The 21,643-nt window shown below is 46.5% G+C and carries 16 protein-coding genes and 1 pseudogene; 11 read left to right on the plus strand and 6 right to left on the minus strand.

What is annotated here, in order from left to right:
- The first annotated feature begins 363 nt into the window (after window positions 1–363).
- Entirely contained in the window at window positions 364–3,075 is a 2,712-nt protein-coding gene (locus tag ACO08I_RS06400; RefSeq protein WP_421948844.1) for a type I restriction-modification system subunit M, read from the plus strand.
- Window positions 3,066–3,392, plus strand: coding sequence for a restriction endonuclease subunit S (locus tag ACO08I_RS06405; protein ID WP_421948845.1), 327 nt, complete (start codon window positions 3,066–3,068; stop codon window positions 3,390–3,392). The genes ACO08I_RS06400 and ACO08I_RS06405 overlap by 10 nt, the downstream gene beginning before the upstream one ends.
- 123 nt (window positions 3,393–3,515) lie before the next feature.
- Here ACO08I_RS06405 and ACO08I_RS06410 read toward each other — a convergent pair whose 3' ends face one another.
- On the minus strand, window positions 3,516–4,640 hold the full coding sequence (locus tag ACO08I_RS06410; RefSeq protein ID WP_421946784.1) for an IS701 family transposase: 1,125 nt from the start codon (window positions 4,638–4,640) through the stop codon (window positions 3,516–3,518).
- Between the two features lies 1 nt (window position 4,641).
- Here ACO08I_RS06410 and ACO08I_RS06415 point away from each other — a divergent pair, with 1 nt between their 5' ends.
- Entirely contained in the window at window positions 4,642–5,493 is an 852-nt protein-coding gene (locus tag ACO08I_RS06415; protein WP_421948846.1) for a restriction endonuclease subunit S, read from the plus strand.
- A gap of 68 nt (window positions 5,494–5,561) precedes the next feature.
- Here the strand turns inward: ACO08I_RS06415 and ACO08I_RS06420 are convergent, their stop codons facing one another.
- Window positions 5,562–6,419: an IS3 family transposase gene (locus ACO08I_RS06420; RefSeq protein ID WP_421947430.1), complete on the minus strand. Its 858-nt coding sequence runs from the start codon at window positions 6,417–6,419 to the stop codon at window positions 5,562–5,564.
- Window positions 6,419–6,697 (minus strand): helix-turn-helix domain-containing protein, encoded by a 279-nt coding sequence (locus ACO08I_RS06425; RefSeq protein WP_044220061.1) that lies wholly within the window; start codon window positions 6,695–6,697, stop codon window positions 6,419–6,421. Before ACO08I_RS06425 ends, ACO08I_RS06420 begins: the two co-directional genes overlap by 1 nt.
- Before the next feature lie 84 nt (window positions 6,698–6,781).
- On the opposite strand from ACO08I_RS06425, the gene ACO08I_RS06430 reads away from it, so the two are divergent.
- The 8 genes and pseudogenes from ACO08I_RS06430 to ACO08I_RS06465 all read left to right on the plus strand — a co-directional run bounded on the left by ACO08I_RS06430 (window position 6,782) and on the right by ACO08I_RS06465 (window position 16,466).
- Window positions 6,782–6,955, plus strand: a complete 174-nt coding sequence (locus ACO08I_RS06430) for a restriction endonuclease subunit S (protein WP_421948847.1) — start codon at window positions 6,782–6,784, stop codon at window positions 6,953–6,955.
- The gene (locus ACO08I_RS06435) at window positions 6,952–8,790 is read left to right on the plus strand and encodes a DUF262 domain-containing protein (protein WP_421948848.1); all 1,839 of its coding nucleotides are present in this window, start codon (window positions 6,952–6,954) and stop codon (window positions 8,788–8,790) included. Before ACO08I_RS06430 ends, ACO08I_RS06435 begins: the two co-directional genes overlap by 4 nt.
- Window positions 8,787–11,282: a GmrSD restriction endonuclease domain-containing protein gene (locus ACO08I_RS06440; protein WP_421948849.1), complete on the plus strand. Its 2,496-nt coding sequence runs from the start codon at window positions 8,787–8,789 to the stop codon at window positions 11,280–11,282. Before ACO08I_RS06435 ends, ACO08I_RS06440 begins: the two co-directional genes overlap by 4 nt.
- A complete protein-coding gene (locus ACO08I_RS06445) occupies window positions 11,275–11,982 on the plus strand; it encodes a type I restriction endonuclease (protein ID WP_421948850.1) in 708 nt (235 codons plus the stop codon). Before ACO08I_RS06440 ends, ACO08I_RS06445 begins: the two co-directional genes overlap by 8 nt.
- 32 nt (window positions 11,983–12,014) lie before the next feature.
- Window positions 12,015–12,293, plus strand: a complete 279-nt coding sequence (locus tag ACO08I_RS06450) for a helix-turn-helix domain-containing protein (RefSeq protein ID WP_044220061.1) — start codon at window positions 12,015–12,017, stop codon at window positions 12,291–12,293.
- The gene (locus tag ACO08I_RS06455) at window positions 12,293–13,150 is read left to right on the plus strand and encodes an IS3 family transposase (protein WP_421947430.1); all 858 of its coding nucleotides are present in this window, start codon (window positions 12,293–12,295) and stop codon (window positions 13,148–13,150) included. Before ACO08I_RS06450 ends, ACO08I_RS06455 begins: the two co-directional genes overlap by 1 nt.
- A 143-nt stretch (window positions 13,151–13,293) precedes the next feature.
- A pseudogene (locus tag ACO08I_RS06460) lies at window positions 13,294–15,753 on the plus strand (type I restriction endonuclease subunit R); the annotation flags it as partial.
- Window positions 15,753–16,466, plus strand: coding sequence for a M48 family metallopeptidase (locus ACO08I_RS06465; RefSeq protein WP_282782621.1), 714 nt, complete (start codon window positions 15,753–15,755; stop codon window positions 16,464–16,466). The pseudogene ACO08I_RS06460 and the gene ACO08I_RS06465, both read left to right, overlap by 1 nt.
- An 18-nt stretch (window positions 16,467–16,484) precedes the next feature.
- Here the strand turns inward: ACO08I_RS06465 and ACO08I_RS06470 are convergent, their stop codons facing one another.
- From ACO08I_RS06470 to ACO08I_RS06480, 3 genes are read right to left on the minus strand one after another with little or no spacing between them, the layout of a single operon-like run.
- Window positions 16,485–17,258: a hypothetical protein gene (locus ACO08I_RS06470; protein ID WP_282782623.1), complete on the minus strand. Its 774-nt coding sequence runs from the start codon at window positions 17,256–17,258 to the stop codon at window positions 16,485–16,487.
- A 52-nt stretch (window positions 17,259–17,310) separates the two neighbouring features.
- Window positions 17,311–17,739 (minus strand): hypothetical protein, encoded by a 429-nt coding sequence (locus ACO08I_RS06475; protein WP_282782625.1) that lies wholly within the window; start codon window positions 17,737–17,739, stop codon window positions 17,311–17,313.
- Window positions 17,740–17,742: 3 nt separating this feature from the next.
- On the minus strand, window positions 17,743–21,642 hold the full coding sequence (locus ACO08I_RS06480; RefSeq protein WP_421948851.1) for a tetratricopeptide repeat protein: 3,900 nt from the start codon (window positions 21,640–21,642) through the stop codon (window positions 17,743–17,745).
- Window position 21,643 lies beyond the last annotated feature (1 nt).

Below are 21,643 nucleotides of genomic sequence, written 5' to 3' on the forward strand. Positions count from 1 at the left end.
CTACGAAGGCGAGCACGCAACGATGAGTGAGGGAAAAAGAGCCCTTCAAAATGCTTAAAAAATTTTTTTACACAGTGTACTAGGGCTTACAGGTTAGCGTGCTTTTCGCCATAATTTCTTTCTGGAACGTCGATTTTTGTAGGTAAGCTCATTCAAATAATTGCGTGAGCTAGTCTGGGAGCTGCAGCAGGATGTATTTAAGCAATACTTAGTCGTTGCGGGGCTGAAGTTAGCAGCAGGTATGGTCTCAGATAATACAATTAATCAGCAGTCTGGGGCTATTTAATCTTTCCGAGAGGCTATACACAGTCACCAGAAAAACCGTATTTTCCCCGCCTCAACTGCAAAAATCGATCAACGACAATGGCGATAAAGAAATCAGAACTATACAGCTCACTCTGGGCGAGTTGCGATGAGCTAAGGGGCGGTATGGATGCCAGCCAATACAAAGACTATGTGTTGGTGATGCTCTTCGTCAAGTACATCAGTGATAAATGGGCGGGACAGCCTTATGCGCCCATAACGATACCTGAAGGCGCGAGCTTCCAGGATATGACGAAGCTGAAGGGCAAAACGGATATTGGCGACCAGATCAACAAGAAGATTATTGGGCCTCTGAAAGAGGCCAATAACCTTTCGGATATGCCTGACTTTGACGACCCGGTCAAGCTGGGCGAAGGCAAAGAGAAGGTAGACCGCCTCACCAACCTCATCGCCATCTTTGAAAAGCCTGAACTGGACTTTAGCAAGAACCGGGCGGAAGGGGACGATATCCTCGGGGATGCCTACGAGTACCTCATGCGCCACTTTGCTACCGAAAGCGGTAAGAGCAAAGGACAGTTCTATACGCCTGCTGAGGTAAGCCGTATCATGGCTATGATCATTGGGATTCACGGAACTGATTCAAGTGCAAGGACTACCGTATATGACCCGACCTGCGGCTCCGGCTCACTGCTGCTGAGAATAGGTACCGCCGCCAACACTAAAGTTACACTATACGGTCAGGAGAAGGATTCGGCAACCTCTGCCCTGGCGCGCATGAATATGATCCTGCACGACTATCCAACGGCAGAAATAAAGCAGGGGAATACCTTAGCCAGGCCACTTTTTGAGGAAAATAACAGCCTCAAGCAATTCGATTATGTGGTGGCTAATCCTCCCTTCAGCGACAAACGCTGGAGCAATGGTTTGACTCTTCCGGGAGATGGTAAATACAATCGCTTCGAAGGCTTTGGCATTCCCCCTTCCAAGAATGGCGACTTTGCCTACTTACTGCATATCATCAGGTCCTTGAAGCGGAACGGCAAAGGCGCCGTCATCCTGCCGCATGGAGTGCTGTTCCGGGGAAATGCCGAGGCGGAGATCAGGAAGAACCTCATCAAAAGAGGCTATATCAAAGGCATCGTAGGCTTACCGCCTAACTTGTTCTACGGTACGGGGATCCCGGCTTGTATCATTGTGGTGGATAAGGAAAACGCCCAAAACCGGAAAGCCATCTTTATGATTGATGCCAGCGAGGGCTTTGTCAAAGACGGACCTAAGAACCGGTTGCGCGAACAGGATATCCGCCGGATTACCGATGTCTTTAACGATCAGGAAGTCATTGAAGGCTATAGCAAAATGGTGTCCGTAGCCAGCATTGAGGAGAATGAATACAACCTGAATATTCCCCGCTACATTGATACGCAGGAAAAAGAAGACATACAGGATATTGACGCGCATCTGAAGGGAGGGATCCCCAATGTGGATATCAACGCACTGGATAAATACTGGAAGATGTATCCAACACTGAAAGCAGATTTGTTTAGCCCGAAGCGGGAAGGCTATTCTGCATTGAAAGTACCGGTGGATCAGATAAACGCTTCCATCTATGAGCATCCGGAGTTTGTGCAGTTTATGGAAACAATGGCCGCCCTGTTTGATCAGTGGGAAGCGCAAACGGAAGCCTATCTGAAAGCACAGGGTAAGGAATGCCACCCCAAGCAGATTATTGATGACATTTCGGAGCGTTTGCTCAACGACTATGCGGGCAAGCCTTTGGTCGATAATTATGACATCTACCAGCACCTGCTGAGCTACTGGAACGAGACCATGCAGGATGACCTCTACATCATTTCCTACGATGGCTGGAAGGCGGAGACCTACCGCATCCTGAAAGAGAACAGCAAAAAGAAAATGGTGGACAAAGGCTGGGCTTGTGACCTGGTCCCAAAGGAGCTGGTGATCAACCGTTTTTTTGAGGCGGAGAAGCTGGAGCTGGAAAACCTGAATACCGAACTGGAAAATACCGTTGCACAATACGAGGAGCTGGAAGAAGAGCATAGTGCCGAAGAGGGGGCCCTGGAAGGGGTGACTAAAAAGTCGGACGCCAAAGACAACCTGGAAGAGTTTACCGATTTGGCACTAAGCAAGTACTTCCCACAGGTGCACCAACGGTACGAGCAGCTCAATGAACAACTTACCGAAAGCACCGCCCAACTCAATACCCAAAGTGGGGATGCCATTTTTGATGGTTTGAAAAACTCAAGAGGCAACCTGACCAAGACCGCTGTATCCAAAGCCTACGATGCCATGGATGAAAGCGCGGAAAATGCCAAAGCCCTGAAGCGCTGGCTAGATACTTACGAGGCTATTTCGGAGGCTAAAAAAGAACTGAAGACCTTGAGCAAAACCATAGAGCAGTCCATTCAATCCAAAATAGCCGAGGACAAAAACCAGGAATACCTCTTCGAGCTGACCATCATACAGCACTACCTCGATCTGCGAGATGCCGAGAGTGCCCTCAAAAAACAGATCAAGGAACAAGAGCAGGCACTGGACGATAAGCTCTACGCCAAATATCCGGAACTGACCGAAGAGGAGGTAAAGATACTGGTGGTCAATGATAAGTGGCTAACGACCATAGAAAATGCCGTCAGCACCGAAATAGATCAGATCAGTCAGCGCCTCACCAACCGGATTAAGGAACTGGCGGAACGCTACGATACTCCACTGCCAGACATCAATGCAGAGGTGGAAGCCTTGGAAAATACCGTAAACGCTCACCTGGAAAAAATGGGATTTGTATGGAACTAGCAGCTAAAACCAATACCCAACGAGTACCGAAAGGATACAAACAAACCGAAGTAGGCGTGATTCCTGAAGATTGGGAGATGCTTCAAGTTAAGAATATAGCATCAATAACAACAGGTGGTAGTGATACACAAGATAGAATTGATGATGGAAAATATCCGTTTTATGTTCGTTCTCAAAAAGTTGAAAGAATAAATCAATACACTTTCGATTGTGAAGCAGTATTAACTTCTGGTGATGGTGTTGGTGTTGGAAAAATTTACCATTACATAGATGGAAAGTTTGATTTTCATCAAAGAGTTTATTGCATTTATAACTGACCTTTCGCACGCGAAAGGTTATGATAATTGAAAAAATTAGCAGTACTCAGGGTGCTTGGCACAGCAAGCCCACTCAGTGCATGGCACTGAAAAAGCACTCGCATGAACAAGTTAATCAAGGCCTTACCCCAAAAGAGGGGTGGCTAGCCCATCCGGCGGTCCAATTTTAGGGACATAGGCTTTGAGCCTTTGCACCTCTTGAAAAGCCGCCCTGAGGGCATTGACATAAATTTTGGTTTTTAGGGCAAAGTGGTTGGTCTGCTCTTTTGCAGCCAGCAGTTCGAGTTTAGTCCAGGCAATCATGGCAGCAAAAACATGGTTGCACTGGGATGTCTCGTGCTTGGTGGGGGACTTTTCCAGCCCCACGTTTTGTTTGAGCGATTTGTGGAATACCTCCACTCCCCAGCGTGTCCCGTAGGTTGTGCAGATAGCTGGGCCGCTTAGCTCCAGATCGTTGGTGACCAGGTACAAGTCTCCAGTTGAGCCGTCTTGGTTTATAAAGACCTGCTTGACCAACTGGACTTGGAAATCCAGCCCTTTGAGGTAAACAGTAATGGCCTGGCCTGCTTGCAGTTCTAGCCCGTCGACTCGGTGGAACTTGCCTTCCAGCTTGTCTTCCATGCTAAGGGCGACCTTGCGGTTGCTCTTCAAGGCACTGATGAAATGCTTGCCCAGCTCATAATGCACGAACTCGAAGTTCTCCTTGGCAGCAAACCAAGTGTCCCATACCACATAGCGGAAGGGCACGCGGTTGTATTTGACAAGTGCAAAAAGCTGGTCGCGCAGCATCTCGTTCTTGCTGCGGGGGCTGCGCTTCTTTACCTGCCCGCTTTTGGCATCCACGTATTCTTGCGACTTGCGCACGATCTCAAAAGCAACAGGCAGCTCTATACCCTGTGGGCTCTGGTAAAGGAAATTCAGGATGTTGATCCCTTTGGTGTGCCCCGCTTTCGGCTTCTTGGAGTGGTCCCAGTGCCAAGTGACCACTTCATTCTCCGTAGAGTGCGGCTTCTCCTCGATCGTGTCATCTATCTTGATGACCGCGTCCGGGTGCTCCACTTTACGTACCAAAGGCTTTATGCAACGCCAATAGTCTTTTGCCGTGAAGGCTTCCTGCCCTAAAAAACGGCTGATCTTGTCATGGCTCAGTGCCTGATCGGTCAGCTCGGACAAGCCGGTGGCTGTCGCCATGCGAAACGATGCCAGCAGGTAGTCCGAATACAAGTCAAGTAACTTTGGGTCTTTCATCTTGCGCTCCTTTGAGCTGCAAGATAACTGCCCTAACATTATTAATCAATTTTCCAAATCTTTCGCGTGCGAAAGGTCAGTTTATAATTTTAATGGTGTAGATGGAAAATATTTCTATTTACAATTTTCTTCTCGTTTTTTTGATAGGGTAATGGCAATGACTGCAAAATCTTCTGTAGATTCTGTAAGAATGGAGATGATAGCAGACATGAACATCCCCCTCCCCCCAACCCTCACCGAACAACGCGCCATCGCCACCGTCCTATCCGATACCGATGCCCTAATCCAGGCCCTGGAAAAAAAGATCGCCAAGAAAAAGCTGATTAAAAAAGGGGTGATGCAGGAGTTGTTGAGGCCGAAGGAGGGGTGGGTAAAACATAACCTTGGGCAAAGTGCTATCTTAAAAGCAAGAATTGGTTGGCAGGGATTGACAACTGCCGAATACCAAGAAATGGGCGAATATTTTTTAATTACGGGGACAGACTTTAAGAATGGATTAATAGACTGGCAAAACTGTGTTTATGTTAAAAAAATGCGATACGATCAAGACAAGAATATTCAAGTCAGAGTCAATGATATTTTGGTTACTAAAGATGGTACAATTGGAAAAGTTGCCTTTATAAATGAAGTGCCTAAACCTGCCACTTTGAATAGTGGTGTATTCGTCATCAGGCCAATTGTTAATTCCTTTCATTCTGGTTTTTTTTATTACATCCTATTATCAGAGTATTTCGCTAAATTTCTTAGCCAACTAAGTGCTGGATCAACTATAAACCACTGGACTTACCCCAATTGTCTAGACAGCTTTAGCTGTATTTATGATTTACAAATTAAACAAAAAACACATTCATAATCATCATAATATTTTCTTTTTTTGCTTCTTTTTTTCTTTTGATTTCCACAGCAAAAATGTGGATAAGTTCATTGACATAAGGCTGGCCTAGATTGCAGGTACAACTGGCTCGGGTACTTGTCCCCAATCTTGGAATGCCGCCTGTGGAAATTCCAATTATAGAAGTACTGGGCCAAGCCGTTATGCAGCTCTATGCCGTCCTCGTAAGCTTTAAGGTAGATGTCTTCGTACTTGGCCATCTTCCACAAGTTTTCGATGAACGCATTGTCCGTTGCCCGCCCCTTGCCGTCCATGCTTAGCCTCACTTCTTTGCCCAGCACAGCGCTGGTGAACGCATCGCTGGTGTATTGGCTGCCCTGGTCTGTATTGATGATTTGAGGGGCGCCCCATTCAGCTACAGCCTCCTCAAAGCAGCCTGCACACCATTCAGCGTCCATTGTATTGGACAAAGACCAGTTGACCACAAATCGGCTGTACAGGTCTATGATGGCTGTAAGGTACAAAAAGCCTCTTGGCATCGGGATGTAAGTGATATCGGTAGCCCAGACTTGATTAGGCTGCTCAATTGCTAAGCCCCTCAATAAGTAAGGATAAACTTTATGGTCTTTGCCCCGCTTCGAGGTGTGAGGGCCCGGGAAAACAGCCCTGAGCCCCATCACATCGTAGTACAGCCGATAGACCCGGTTGCGGCTGACTTTGTAGCCTTTATCCTGGGTCAGGTAAACGTACATCCTTGGGCCGCCTTTGTAGGGGTGGTCGATGTAATGCTTGTCCATCAGGCGCATCAGCTCCAGGTTCAGCTCCGAAGCTGCCCTCGGTTTATAATATAGCGAGGACCGGTTAATACTCAACAGCCTGCACTGCCTGCTCAAGCTCAACTTGGGGTGGCTGCTGTCCAGAAGCAGCCGTTTTTCTGCTAGTGGCATCAGGGCAGCCTTTTTTTTAGAAAATCGATTTCAATGGCCTGTTCCCCGATTTTGCGCATCAGCCGGTCTTTTTCAAGTTCGGCCTCCGATTTGCCGGAAAGTGCCTTGCCTTTGCGGAAAACCGAAGAGGCGCCTGACAAAAACTCCTTTTTCCAATTGGTAATCTGCTGTGGGTAGATCTTATACTTATTGGCAATCTCAGCCAAAGTATTCACCTCCTTGAGGGCTTCCAAGACTACTTTTGTCTTGAAATCAGCGTTGAAATTTCTTCTGCTCATGATAGCTAATTTAAGGGTTTTTATAAATCAAGCTACCTGTCTAGTTTTTTGGGGGAACTCCACCACCTTTATCAAAAAGATTTTGTGGCATTCGATTTTTGGACGCCAAGAACTATTGATGAACAAATAGAATTTTCAAAAATTCTATTCGACCTGGATCAAGAAATCGAAGCCCTGGAGCAAAAGCTCGCCAAATACCAACTCGCCAAGCAGGGCATGATGCAGCAGTTGCTCACGGGAAAAATCAGGTTGGTGTGAGTGCGGAGGTCAAAAACCTGGATCAAATCGGTTTGCTTTCCATCGGCGAACTCAATAGGCATGAGGGGCTGAGAATCTTTTATGTAGCCAGTTATCAGCGTGGGTATCGGTGGGGCGTTGACGAGGTTACCTATTTGCTCGATGATATAAACGGGATTGAGGAGGGTAAAAAGTACTGCATTCAGCCCTTAGCAGTGGCCCGGCACGAAAGTTCTGAAGGGGAACCCCGGTGGGAATTAATCGATGGGCAGCAGCGCACCACTACGGTATATCTGATACAGGCCGTGCTGAAAAATAACTTTTCGATAATTGTTGATTCCTTTTATGCCATTGACTACCGTACGCGGGATGCTACCAAAGACTTCCTGGAGGACATAAAGGATGAGAATATACTAGAGCCATTTTGGGGTGCTGATGTCGAAAGCCAATGGATAAACTTTGCAAAAGAATATCCGGATAAAGATAACGTAGATAACTATCATCTTTTTCAAGCCTATTTCACCATCTATAATTGGCTTACAAAGTTATCTCCTGATGAACGCAATCAATTCCATACCAAACTGCTCAGGCAAACCTACGTAATATGGCACCCCGTAAATCTGGAAGATTACGGGACACAAACTGTGGAAGACTTCTTCATCAATATGAATGCGGGGAAAATCAAACTCACCAGTGCCGAACTCATTAAGGCCCTGTTCATCACGGACATCGACAAAAGCGATGAGCCCTGGGACATCAGAGATTTCAAAAAGAAAAAACTCGCCAACGAGTGGGATGCCATCGAAAATGAACTGCACAACGATACGTTTTGGTACTTCATCAATAATAATGAGCAGGATTACCCCACGCGTATAGGTAAGTTGTTTGACATCGACTGTGGGAAAACATCGAAAGCAGATGATTTGTACGCGTACTTCCAATATGTCGAAAAAGAAACCTTAGACTGGGAAGAGATCAAGAATACCTTCCAGCGCCTGAAAGAATGGTACGATGATGTAGAAAGCTACCACCTCATTGGTTTTCTAATCAATGCCGGCATAAAATCGTTGGAGGAAATCATTAGCGAGACAGAGAATAAAAAGAAGTCTGACATAAGGGCCTATTTTCAGAAGGAGATTAAGGATAAATTCGGGCAAGAAAAGAAAAAAGACGGCATTGCTATTAAAGTCTATGCGCTGGATAACTTGCGATACGATGCAAGCTACGATGCCTGTCAGCATGTTTTACTGTTCTACAATATCCGGTTGATTGAAACGCGTTTTCCGGGACAACGTTTCCCCTTTGACTTGTATCAGAATCCGGATACCAAGTGGAGTATTGAGCATATTCATCCGCAAAACCCCAGAAAGCTCACCTCAAAAGCGGATGCCTTGGAGTGGCTATCTGACTATGAAGCCCGACTGAAGGACGAAGGTAGCGAAGCCGAAGAAGAGTTAGGAAAAATCGAAGAGCTAAAGAATGGGCTAAACCTCCAGGAAGAAGAGAGCCTCAGCATCGAATTGTCCAATCAATTAAAGGAATTTGCAGACTTGGTAAACGATGCTTTAGGGTTGCACGGAATTGGCAATCTGGCCTTATTGGATAAAAACACCAATACCAAAATAGGGAACAAAAACTTTTTAGAAAAGCGTAAGCGCATCATTTACGAATCTGATAAGGGCGGCCAATACATCCCCCTGGGCACCATTCAAAACTTCTTAAAGAAAACAACGAAAGCCGGAGAAGACAATACGATTAAAATGAGTTACTGGTCGGCTCAGGATGCGGAAGATTATACTAAAGATATTGAAAGGCTGCTAACCGATTATCTACCCCCAAAAGCAGATGAGCTATGAGCAAGACATTTTGGGACGTCATTCGGGAGCAAAGCATTGAAATACCCGAAATTCAGAGAGACTATGCCCAAGGGCGAAAAAGCGAGCGGGTAAACGCCATCAGAAAATCCTTTGTGTCTGATTTATTAGATGCCATAAGTGGGGAAGGCAGCAAATTAAACCTTGCCTTTGTTTTTGGCCAGTCCGTAGACAGAACAAATCAGGCCAATTTTGAGAAAAGCAAGCGCAGTTTAGAGCAGATGCTGGCCGTTTTGGAACGGTATAGTGAAGCAACAGGTGTTGGCTTTAAAAGTGAAATAGCGCCTAAACCTGTCACTTCAGGCAAGGACAGCATACTGATTCCGTTTGATGGGCAACAACGGCTTACTACTTTGTTTCTACTTCATGTGTTCATAGGAGCAAAGGCGAATAAGGATATTGCTGATTTAAAGCGATTTAAGTACAAGACTAGGGAGAGCAGCTCTTCATTTACGGAAAAACTGGTTGAAAGCAGAGACCTCATTGCCTCTTTTGAAATCAATCCTGATGTAAAAGAAGAAAGTTCCATTTCTGCCTGTTTGAAAAATCAGCCCTGGTTTTTCCGTTCCTGGGAAAAAGACCCCACGGTATCCGGCATGTTGGTGATGCTTGACGAAATAGAGCGCCAACTAATTGAAAAGGATATTGATGTTCACAGCGCCTGGGATAATCTCGTGAAGAAGTTCTGCATTGAGTTCGATTTTTTTGATATTCAGGAGGGCGGTTTTGACGAAGACCTGTACGTCAAGATGAATGCCCGTGGCAAAGCTCTGACAGACTTTGAAAACTTTCGGGCCTGGTTGGAAAAGAAGCATAAGAATAATAAAAAATTGGAGGAATATGACTGGATAAATAAACTGGATAAGCAATGGCTGGATGCCTTTTGGAAAACTAAGAAGGAAGTCAAAGATGTGGATATTAACTTCTTAGCCTTCTTTAAAAACATGGGCTTATTCTGGAAAATATCAGAGCATGCGGGGTCATCCGATAAAGAATACAAAAAGGAGCGGGATTTAATTAGTTTGTTAAAATCTAAGCGTTTCACTTCAACATCCGAATACGAAAAAGAAGAAGTCTTTACAAAGGAGTCGCTGGCCTTTATCTTCACCATCCTTGACATCGTAACGGATGAAAAAAAGGATGTGCTGGATAACAAAATAAAGGAAGTTTGGACAGCCACTTTCAATACCAGCAAAGCGTCCTCCTTCACCAAGCTGTTGTTGACCGATTTTGATGGTCTTAATTTGTACCATAAAACCTTTCTTTTTGCGCTATTGAGGTTTTTGACTGCACGTCAGAAACTTCCTGAAGCATATACTGAAGAGGACTGGGCTAAACTGGTCAACTGGATGCGGGTAGCCAGAAACGTCATTTATAATTCCAGAATAGATGACGACAGGGCGTATATACCGGCCATTCAGGCTTTAAGCCAACTGGAAGATCAGGTTGTATTCAATACTTACGAGGAACTGTGTGAAATCTCAACTGAAGAAGATCAGAAGAAATGGATCACATTCTTCAACAGAGAACAACAACAAGAAGAGTGTAATAAAATTGCCCTGCTTTCTAAAGGGGAGAATGGTGTCGAATGGGATCCACTTATCAAAACTGCCGAAAATCATTTTTATTTCTATGGTCAAATCGGGTTTATCCTTGATTTATCCGGGCGAAACCTCCAAGACTTTGATACGTATCTAACCAAACTGGAAAAGCTATTTTGCAAGGAAAATGTTGATTCCGATACGTTTATACTGCAAAGTCTCTTCTTTGCTTTTGATGATAAAAACACCTGGTTGGAGAGTTTGTCGGCAAACCGGTATATGTTTTACAAGCCATCGAGGAGCAACTCGAGGGATAGAAATGAAAACTGGCGCATTGTCTTTAAGCGTTCGGTTTTGAAAACCTTACTTGACAGTAGTACTTGTGAATTGGATGCAATACAAAGCATAATCAACGAGAAGAAAAAGGAATTGGGTTACGCCAATTGGAAGTTTTTTATTTTGGATGAACCTGCGATGTTGAAATACTGCCAATCTGCTATGCTAGCTATAAGACCAGATGGGGATGTACGGCTCTTGAGTAAGAGCAGGAACTATTCGCAGCAGCGAGAATTAAGGACCTGGCATTATTATATAAAGCACAAGGATGCTCAATTTCCTCCATTTCCCGGATTCTGGTACTACACAGGTGAGCGTGGCAATAATAACCCATGCCTGGTTTTTGAGGGTTGGGAGCATAAAGGCGAAAAATACTACATGGACTGTCGGTTCGAGCGTAATAAATTTGTTTTAATACTTGGCAGGCGAACCGAGGGTGAAATAGATCCGGAGATAATAGAAACGTTGGAAAGCCAGGGATTTATTAAGATGGATAAGCGCTTAAAGTCACAAGCTTTTGATTATGAGAAATTAGAAAGTACAGTAAACGAAATACGTAGTACTTTAAACAAAATAAATGGTAGTGCCCATGAGTAAGGTAACCGACATAGAACGCCTCACCCAAAACAGGGTCGTTAAGTTGTTTAAAGAAGAGCTTGGCTATACCTATCTCGGCAACTGGGAAGACCGGGAAGGCAACAGCAATATAGAGGAAGACCTGCTGAAGGATTACCTCCTCCGCAAAGGGTATTCAGAAGCCCAAAGCAAAAAAGCCATTTTTGAGCTGAAGCAGGTAGCGACCAATTTCAATGACAGCCTCTACACTACCAACAAGGAGGTTTATAAAAAGCTGCGCTACGGCGTGCAGGTAAAAGTCAGTGCCGGAGATAACTACGAAACGGTAAAGTTCATCAACTGGGAAGACCCCACAGATAATGATTTTTACATTGCCGAAGAAGTCACTGTGGCTTACCGTGATGCGGGGCGGAACCGCAGTAAACGACCCGATGTGGTGCTCTACATCAATGGGATTGCGGTGGCCGTCTTAGAGCTAAAGAGCGGTATTGTAGATATTGGGGAAGGCATACGCCAAAATATTGCCAATACCAAAGAGCAATTCATCATGCCCTTTTTTGCCACTAACCAGATCTTGTTTGCGGGTAATGATTCCGAAGGTTTGCGCTATGGGACCATTAGCAGTCCAGAGAAATTCTACCTAAGCTGGAAAGAAGACGAGGACGATAACTCCCGCTTGCTGCTAGACAAGTGGAGTTCCCCCAAAAAACTAGACAGGTAGCTTGATTTATAAAAACCCTTAAATTAGCTATCATGAGCAGAAGAAATTTCAACGCTGATTTCAAGACAAAAGTAGTCTTGGAAGCCCTCAAGGAGGTGAATACTTTGGCTGAGATTGCCAATAAGTATAAGATCTACCCACAGCAGATTACCAATTGGAAAAAGGAGTTTTTGTCAGGCGCCTCTTCGGTTTTCCGCAAAGGCAAGGCACTTTCCGGCAAATCGGAGGCCGAACTTGAAAAAGACCGGCTGATGCGCAAAATCGGGGAACAGGCCATTGAAATCGATTTTCTAAAAAAAAGGCTGCCCTGATGCCACTAGCAGAAAAACGGCTGCTTCTGGACAGCAGCCACCCCAAGTTGAGCTTGAGCAGGCAGTGCAGGCTGTTGAGTATTAACCGGTCCTCGCTATATTATAAACCGAGGGCAGCTTCGGAGCTGAACCTGGAGCTGATGCGCCTGATGGACAAGCATTACATCGACCACCCCTACAAAGGCGGCCCAAGGATGTACGTTTACCTGACCCAGGATAAAGGCTACAAAGTCAGCCGCAACCGGGTCTATCGGCTGTACTACGATGTGATGGGGCTCAGGGCTGTTTTCCCGGGCCCTCACACCTCGAAGCGGGGCAAAGACCATAAAGTTTATCCTTACTTATTGAGGGGCTTAGCAATTGAGCAGCCTAATCAAGTCTGGGCTACCGATATCACTTACATCCCGATGCCAAGAGGCTTTTTGTACCTTACAGCCATCATAGACCTGTACAGCCGATTTGTGGTCAACTGGTCTTTGTCCAATACAATGGACGCTGAATGGTGTGCAGGCTGCTTTGAGGAGGCTGTAGCTGAATGGGGCGCCCCTCAAATCATCAATACAGACCAGGGCAGCCAATACACCAGCGATGCGTTCACCAGCGCTGTGCTGGGCAAAGAAGTGAGGCTAAGCATGGACGGCAAGGGGCGGGCAACGGACAATGCGTTCATCGAAAACTTGTGGAAGATGGCCAAGTACGAAGACATCTACCTTAAAGCTTACGAGGACGGCATAGAGCTGCATAACGGCTTGGCCCAGTACTTCTATAATTGGAATTTCCACAGGCGGCATTCCAAGATTGGGGACAAGTACCCGAGCCAGTTGTACCTGCAATCTAGGCCAGCCTTATGTCAATGAACTTATCCACATTTTTGCTGTGGAAATCAAAAGAAAAAAAGAAGCAAAAAAAGAAAATATTATGATGATTATGAATGTGTTTTTTGTTTAATTTGTAAATCATAAATACAGCTAAAGCTGTCTAGACAATTGGGGTAAGTCCAAAGTACCTTATAAAAATGTGTGCTAAAGAGCGCATCATAGAGTTACTCAATGATTTTGTGCTTTATGATGGAGGTATCAAAAAATTGCCCCGTGTACATCAATATTTTGGGGTGAAAGAAGCCCAGAAATTTGTTAAACGATATGAAAGCGGTATCATCTGGCACACCCAGGGTAGTGGGAAGAGTATCACCATGGTGTATCTCGCCAAATGGATTTTGGAAAACAATCCCAAAGCACGGGTTGCCATCATTACAGACCGGGATGAGCTTGATAAACAGATAGAGGGGGTTTTTACGGATGCGGATGAAACTATTTTCAGAACCAGAAGCGGCAGGGATTTGATGAGTGTGTTAGCGCAACCCAAACCCAGGTTACTGTGCTCGCTCATTCATAAATTTGGCAATAAAGGGAATAGCAGCCTCAAGCAATACATTCAAGAGCTGAAAGAAAATCCAATTCAAGTTGCCGGAGAGTTGTTTATGTTTGTAGATGAGTGTCACAGGACTCAAAGTGGCGATTTAAATAAAATCATGAAAACGATGCTTCCTAATGCGGTTTTCATTGGTTTTACCGGTACGCCTCTGCTGAAAAAAGATAAGCAAACCAGCCAGCAGGTGTTTGGGCGTTACATCCATACCTATAAATTCAATGAAGGGGTAGAAGATAATGTGATTTTGGACTTGATGTACGAAGCCCGGGACATTGACCAACGCCTCAGTTCCCCTAAGCGGGTCGATAAATGGTTTGATATCAATACCGCCGATTTGAACGACTTTCAAAAGGCAGAGCTAAAAAAGAAATGGGGCACGATGCAAAATGTATTGAGCAGTAAGTCCCGTATGCAAAAAATCGTGGATGACATCATCCTTGATTTCAGAGAAAAGAGGCACCTTTATTCACAACGGCATAATGCTATTTTGGTCGCCAACTCTATTTATGAGGCATGCGAATACTATAAGTTATTCCAAGCTACTGAGTTTAAAGGTAAATGTGCGGTAGTTACCTCCTACAGCCCCAACCCCAGCCATGTTTCTAAAGAAGATACCGGTGCCAATACAGATACGCAAAAGGAAGCCATTTACAATTTATACAAAGAGATCCTCAAAGAGGTAGTACCCCAAGGCAACCGGTCAAAAACAGAAATCTACGAAGACCGGGCAAAGCAAAAGTTTAAAGACGAGCCGGCCAACATGAAATTGCTCGTAGTTGTCTCCAAACTACTAACCGGTTTTGATGCTCCCAGCTGTGCCTATATTTATCTGGATAAAAGCATGCAGGATCACGGCTTGTTTCAGGCAATATGCCGGACTAACCGGGTAGATGGCGAGGACAAGGACTTTGGGTACATCGTGGACTACAGAAAACTATTTGATCATGTAGGCAAAGCCATTTCAGTTTACACCTCAGATTTGGACGATGAGGGCTTTGACGAGGAGGATATTTCTATCAACCTCAAAGACCGTTTGGACGAAGGCAAGAAACGGCTGGATAATGCCCTGGAAGAATTGGCACTGCTCTGTGAGCCTGTATTACCCCCAAGAGGCACTTTGGAGTACCAACGGTACTTCTGCGGTAATCCAGAAAATGAGGAAGACTTAGAAAATACTGCATTGAGGCGTACTCAATTGTATAAGAAAACGGTAGCTTTCATCCGTGCCTATGGCAATATATCCAATGAGTTGGAAGAGGTAGGGTACTCTGGCAAGGAGGTAGAGAACATTGAAAGAGAGCTTGATTTTTATTACAAGCTACGGGAAAACATCAAAAAAGCTTCTGGTGAGACCCTGGATATGAAGACCTACGAAGCCGATATGCGCTACCTATTGGATGCGTATATTCAGGCTGAGGACTCCGAAAACATCACTCCGTTTGAGGGCATGTCGCTCTTAGATATTATATCGAATGAAGGGGTAGCCGAGGCTATCGGTGCATTGCCAAAAAGCATAAGAGGCAATCGGGGAGCCATCGCTGAGACGATTGAGAATAACGTCCGGAAAAAGGTTATCAAGGAGCAACACGTAGATCCGGCGTTTTTTGAAAAAATATCGAAGCTGTTGGACGAATTGATCAGGCTGCGTAAAGAAGATGCCATTTCATACGAGGAGTATCTGCAGCGAATCGCTGAACTTGCCCGGCAAGCCAATGCTGGTCATTCGGATGATACTCCCGATGAGATTACGACAGTGGGTATGCGGGTGCTGTACAATAACCTGAATGAGGATTTAGGTCTGGTTGTGAGAATTGATGCTGTACTAAAAGCTCAAAACCCTGCGGATTGGCGCGGGGTCAAGGCACGGGAAAACGTCGTCAAAAGGAATATTTATGACACACTGGTCAGTGCACTTGCTGATGAGCAACCCACGCATCATCAATTGGTCGCTGAGCCACCGGAAGGTTACGGTCTTCCGGCCAAAGTGGAAAAGATCTTTAATATCATCAAGGAACAGCCAGAGTATTAATGCAGTATTTGAAGCTAGGGGAGATTGATATAGAAGTAGAGCAAAAGGATATTAAGAATATCCATCTGAGCGTTTATCCCCCAAACGGGAGGGTACGTATTGCTGCACCCAAAAGAATGGAATTGGATACAATTCGGGTGTTTGCAATTTCAAAGTTGAAGTGGATCAGGAACCAGCAGGAAATCTTACAACAGCAAGAGCGCGAACCCAAGAGGGAGTTTCTAAATCGCGAAAGTCATTATTTTTTTGGGAAGCGTTACTTATTAAAAGTGCACGAAGTGGACGCTGCTCCAAAAGTCGAACTAGATCATAAACACATTCACCTATACGTCAGGCCAAATACACCGGCTGACAAGCGCGCCAAAGTTATGGATGAATGGTACAGAACAGAACTTAAGAAGATTGTACCTCGCCTCATCAATAAGTGGGAAAAGCGGATCGGCGTTAAGGCTAATGACCACGGCATCAAAAAGATGCGCACCAAATGGGGGAGCTGCAATACCCAGGCCGGGCGTATCTGGTTGAATCTGGAGTTAGCAAAGAAGCCTAAAAGTTGTCTGGAATATATTATCGTACACGAACTGGTGCATTTGCTGGAAAGAAGCCACAACCAGCGTTTTGTGCGGCTTATGGATGAGTTTATGCCCAAGTGGCAGTTTCATAGAGAAGAGCTCAATAGATTGCCTTACAGTCATGTGGATTGGGAGTATTAAACAGGATATTCTGATAAATCACCCAATTCCAGATTGAATTAACTCTTCAAATCGTGCTCCGTGGCACCTAAAACAGATGCCCCCCTGAACTTTTGAAAACTGGTCAAAATAACCAAGGCCATTACATCTTCTGCATGGGGTGTAATTTAACTCGATAAGCTCATTACCTTTCTGAGTGAAAATTTTGACCTGGTTTTCTTCATGAAAACGATGATGGCATACAGCACATAGAGACACTAACGCTTCATCCTCGTATTCCCAGGGTAAACGTCTATGGACATAATAGTTATGATGAACTTGCAGTGGTACTTTTTGCCTGGTAGTATTTGTAATGGGTAAAGGGATGGGGTGTTCGCTACCATTTTGAGTATCTACAACTGGGATAATTCGTCCACTTAAATGATCTGGATAATAGTTGACAACTAGCTCTTTTCTAGGGGTGTTAAGGCTCGCCTGATTCATGGCAAAAACAATATAGTTTGTACTCAAACCATATATAGACCCAAGCTCAGGATGCTTATAAACCTTAATATCTCCGGTCGTGAAAGACGCTTTGAATTGGGGTAATTGAGTCTTTGAATATACTACACGATCCAGATTGAGATTCGTGCCTTTTTGAAAATTCAGGGTGAAATTATCATGGAAAATTGAAGATGAAACTCCGCAGTCCCTGCAATAGTACTCGTCTCGTTTTAAAATCTGCTTTCTTCTATCCAGCCATTCATTGCAGCTTAGTAGACTTTGATAGGGGATATATCCATCATATTGACTATTCAACTCTTTATAGGTCATATTACCAAAATTGTTAGAGAACAGGTTTAAGGTTATGGTGAAATCCTGAATATCACCCCGCCACATACAAACCCACCAACACCCCCAGCGCCGCCAAAAACAGAACTGCCCCCGCCGCCAGCATCCCATACTTATACCGCACCACATTCTTGTGCATCTTCCGTATAGACGCAGCAGAAGAATCATGATACCGATAAGGCGCCGGAAACAACACCAAAAACGTAAACACCAGCGAAGCAATCCATAGCAGTACCGCCGTATTCAGCAGCCCACTCCCCGCCATCTCTTTAAACCCATCCGGATTCAGCTTCAGGAAGATGGTGAGTGAGATCGAGATCATGCCCGAGAGGAACTTCGCGGCATCCTCAATGCGCTCCGGCGTCTTCTGCTGCACCTCCCGCTGATGCTTGATCCAGGATTGGTCGGCTTCGCTCGTCTTTTTGGCGGCGATGATTTTTGGTGGCTCTTTTTCTTGGGACATAGTCTATTGATTTTGCTGTTGGAGGATTTCCTGGACGCGGGCTTCGCCTAGTTTTTCGCTTAAGGCACTTAAGTAGCTTTTCGAGGTGTCCGCATTAGGTAAGCCGATTTTATTCCATATTGAGTAAGCTTGAGCGATGTACGGCACGGCAGCTTCCCAATTTTCCTGCTCGTACTGCATCGCTCCCATATTGTGAAAGCATTGTGCCATTCCATTAGTATCCCCGATCTCCTGCATAATTTTCAAACTTTGCTCCAGGTAACCCAAGGCTTTACCGTAATCCCCTCGCGCTTGGTAAATTCCGCTGATATTATTCAGCGTGGTGCCTTCTCCGGAACGGTCGCCGAGCTGCTGCATAATTTTCAAACTTTGCTCCAGGTAACCCATGGCTTTGACGTAATCCTCTCGCGCTTGGTAAATCTGGGCGATATTATTCAGCGCGGCTCCTTCTACATAACGATCCCCGATCTGCTGACAAATTTTCAAACTTTGCTCCAGGTACCCCAAGGCTTTACCGTAATCCCCTCGCGCTTGGTAAATCTGGCTGATATTATTCAGGCATTGCCCAACACCTTGACGGTCGCCGATCTCCTGACTAATTTTCAAACTTTGCTCCAGGTAACCCAAGGCTTTGACGTAATCCCTTCGCGCTTTGTAAATCCGGCTGATACTATCCAGGCATTGCCCAACACCTTGACGGTCGCCGATCTCCTGCCTGATTTTCAAACTTTGCTCCAGATAACCCAAGGCTTTGACGTAATCCCCTCGCGCATATGCGATGATTGCCATATTGTTCAAAGTGGTGCCTTCTCCGGAACGGTCGCCGATCTCCTGACTAATTTTCAAACTTTGCTCCAGGTAACCCAAGGCTTTGACGTAATCCCCTCGCGCATCATAAATCTGGCTGATATTATTCAGGCATTGCCCAACACCTTGACGGTCGCCGATCTCCTGACTAATTTTCAAACTTTGCTCCAGGTATCCCAAGGCTTTGACGTAATCCCCTCGCGCATATGCGTTGGTCGCCATATTATTCAGCGTGGTGCCTTCTCCAGAACGGTAGCCGATCTGCTGCATAATTTTCAAACTTTGCTCCAGGTAACCCAAGGCTTTGCCGTAATCCCCTCGCGCTTGGTAAATCTGGCTGATATTATTCAGGCATTGCCCAACACCTTGACGGTCGCCGATCTCCTGACTAATTTTCAAACTTTGCTCCAGGTAACCCAACGCTTTGCCGTAATCCCCTCGCGCTTTGTAAATTCCGCTGATATTATTCAGCGTGGTGCCTTCTCCAGAACGATAGCCGATCTGCTGCATAATTTTCAAACTTTGCTCCAGGTAACCCAACGCTTTGCCGTAATCCCCTCGCGCTTGGTAAATCTGGCTGATATTATTCAGCGTAGTGCCCTCTCCCGAACGGTCTCCTTTTTTTCTATCCGCTTCAAGGGACTTTTCATAATACTGCAATGCCGCATCGTACTGCCCGTATAAATCTAGGATCAGCCCCAGGTTATTGTAAATACGGTCGTGTGTATCCGATGCCAGTAGTTGCTCTGTACTTAAGCCATAGTAGTAGCTGAGTTGGAATTGAGAAGCACCATAATAAAATTGGCAAAGCTCATCCCCAATCTCATTCACCCGCTCTTTTCGCTCGGCGGCATAGTAGTGCTGCCAGGCTTCTTTTAGGTCACTGTAATTGCGATGATTGACCGTTTTGTCAATGTGGTAGTAGTAATCCCCCGCCTTCTCCTCCGAAAATATCGGGCGCTGCAGTTCCACCTGCTCCAGCATGCCCCGTACCAATGGGGTGAGGTAATAATACTGCAGCGATTGCTCCGTATCCAGGGGTTCCTCCTGCCGCTCCAGAAGTGTAAGCTGTACCAGCCGTTCCAGGGCTTTTTCCTCATCGCTAATCTCCGCTTCCTGCATCGCAATAGCCAGCGGCAGTAGCGGGCGGCGGAAGTGGTACATCAGCCCCAGGCAGTGGCGCTCCTCTTCGGTGAGCAAACCGAGCAGTTGGTTGAAGACCAAGTTTTCGCTCATCTCGTGCAGTACGTCACCTTTATACTGCTCCAGATAGTCATGCAGGGTAGCCAGAGTGTTTTCCGCCTGCCCCTGGTGCTGCCGGTAGAGCTTATCAAAGAACTCCAGGGCGCGGTAGTTGCCGCCAAAGCTTTGGTGCAGCTGCTGGGCGAATTCCTGGAAAGTGCCCGGAGCCACTTTTTTGAGGGCCGTTGTTGCTTTCTCCCGCAGCAGTTTGTCAAGACCCAATTGCTGGCATTTTTTCAGGAAGTCAGCAAAGCGTACCTGGTTGAGGTCGATTTCTTCCACCTCCGGAAAGTCCGCCAGCGGGTAACGGCCGGTAAGCAACAGCGGGCAAAGTCTGTTTTGGTAGAGGAAGCCGATGACCTCCTTGGTGTCGCTATATTCCGTGGCGAAGCTACCGCCCGGCTCGCTTTGGAAGGTCTCCAAGTTATCAAAGACAAAACAGGGGGTGCAGACTTGCAGTACTTCTTGCAGCAGGTACAAAAACTGCTCCATGGCTTTGTCGCTGTACTTTTGTGTCTCTGGCCCAATCAGCACCCGCTTATGCTCAGTGCGCAGGTAATCTTGCAACGCCTTGATCACATCTTCCAGCCGGGCGGTGGTTTCATTAAATACGAAGGGATAAATACTCCCATCCTGCAAGGCCAGCCGCTGCACCAGATGCTCTGCCATAGCCGTCTTGCCCACGCCGCCCTGCCCGCGTAATAGCACCGGCTGCTTATTCATCAGCAGCGGCAGGGCTTGCCTGCGCTCCCTACGCCGCCCCAGGAATTGGTAGCCTTTGTGCCGTTCCAGCAGCAGCGCATGCTGCCCGGTGATGAACTTGTAGTTTTGGAAGGCCAGCGGAGTATATGCCGCTTTCCAGTCTACCAGATCGCTCACCGTGCCATTGGTATACAGCTGTGGGATCATCCACTGCGCGGGCGGTTGCTTGGGGAATAGCCGGGCTTCTTCCTGCTGCGTATAGCGTACGGCGCTTTGGAAGGCGCGGTGCAGCGGCTCTTTTTCCGCCAGCTGCTGGTACAAATGGCTGGCAAAGACGGTAGCAAAGTAATCGCTGATGCTCAGCCCCATTGCCACCACGCCGGGCACACCTATCTCCAGCAGCCGGTTACTTACGCCCTTGAAAGTCTCCTCCTTCTGCCCCTGCGCCGTCTGGCAGGAAGACAGCAGCACCAGCGCCGGGCAGTGCTCCGGCTTGGCATTCAGCACAGCGGCAAAGTCGGCAGCGGAAGTCCGCTGCTTTTCCATGCGCAGCCCGTCTTCCAGTTCCAGCCAGCCCTGCCCATCGCGGAAGGTGCCGTGCCCGCTGAAGTGCAGAATATGGTATTGGTTTTCTTTCAGCTTTTGCTTCAGGCTTTGCAGAGAGCCGTCCTCCGTAAAGTCGAGCTGCACCTGCCCGTGCTCGTACAGCGGTCCGAAGGCTTGGATGATGCGGTCTTCTTCCTCTTCGTAGGAAAGGCGGGCGTGGGTATCCTCCGGCGCGGAGATCATCACCAGCACTTTGAGGGGGAGCGGGTTTTGCAGCGCTTGCTCGTTTTGCTGGGAGGCGGGCAGCCCTTTGGCGAGGAAGAGGTTCGGCACATCCTCTACTGCCAACCGCCATGGGAGGTTAAGCAGGGTGTTATCTTCATGGGTGAGCTGCACGAGCTGGTGTTGGGTGCGGGCGGCTTCTAGTATTTGGGGTATTTTGGGCTGGGCTTCCAGCACTTTGCTCATGGCTTGCCGGAGATTGTCGAGCAGCTGCGGGGTTAGGGGGCGGCCGTTTTCCAGTTTTAGGAGGAGGTGGTCGTAGTGGTTGGTGAGAGCCTCATGCTGGTCAAAGGTGAGGTGTAGAGCTAGGGTGTGGGGCTGCATG

Origin of the sequence: Phaeodactylibacter xiamenensis, assembly GCF_965229835.1 — a bacterium.
In the GTDB taxonomy this organism is placed as follows: domain Bacteria; phylum Bacteroidota; class Bacteroidia; order Chitinophagales; family Saprospiraceae; genus Phaeodactylibacter; species Phaeodactylibacter xiamenensis.

Excerpts from the sequence above, each read along its gene's own strand:
- ACO08I_RS06400 (WP_421948844.1), top strand. The coding sequence starts at position 364 with ATGGCGATAAAGAAATCAGAACTATACAGCTCACTCTGGGCGAGTTGC.
- ACO08I_RS06405 (WP_421948845.1), top strand. The coding sequence starts at position 3,066 with ATGGAACTAGCAGCTAAAACCAATACCCAACGAGTACCGAAAGGATAC.
- ACO08I_RS06410 (WP_421946784.1), bottom strand. The coding sequence starts at position 4,640 with ATGAAAGACCCAAAGTTACTTGACTTGTATTCGGACTACCTGCTGGCA.
- ACO08I_RS06420 (WP_421947430.1), bottom strand. The coding sequence starts at position 6,419 with ATGCCACTAGCAGAAAAACGGCTGCTTCTGGACAGCAGCCACCCCAAG.
- ACO08I_RS06425 (WP_044220061.1), bottom strand. The coding sequence starts at position 6,697 with ATGAGCAGAAGAAATTTCAACGCTGATTTCAAGACAAAAGTAGTCTTG.
- ACO08I_RS06440 (WP_421948849.1), top strand. The coding sequence starts at position 8,787 with ATGAGCAAGACATTTTGGGACGTCATTCGGGAGCAAAGCATTGAAATA.
- ACO08I_RS06445 (WP_421948850.1), top strand. The coding sequence starts at position 11,275 with ATGAGTAAGGTAACCGACATAGAACGCCTCACCCAAAACAGGGTCGTT.
- ACO08I_RS06450 (WP_044220061.1), top strand. The coding sequence starts at position 12,015 with ATGAGCAGAAGAAATTTCAACGCTGATTTCAAGACAAAAGTAGTCTTG.
- ACO08I_RS06455 (WP_421947430.1), top strand. The coding sequence starts at position 12,293 with ATGCCACTAGCAGAAAAACGGCTGCTTCTGGACAGCAGCCACCCCAAG.
- ACO08I_RS06465 (WP_282782621.1), top strand. The coding sequence starts at position 15,753 with ATGCAGTATTTGAAGCTAGGGGAGATTGATATAGAAGTAGAGCAAAAG.
- ACO08I_RS06470 (WP_282782623.1), bottom strand. The coding sequence starts at position 17,258 with ATGACCTATAAAGAGTTGAATAGTCAATATGATGGATATATCCCCTAT.
- ACO08I_RS06475 (WP_282782625.1), bottom strand. The coding sequence starts at position 17,739 with ATGTCCCAAGAAAAAGAGCCACCAAAAATCATCGCCGCCAAAAAGACG.
- ACO08I_RS06480 (WP_421948851.1), bottom strand. The coding sequence starts at position 21,642 with ATGCAGCCCCACACCCTAGCTCTACACCTCACCTTTGACCAGCATGAG.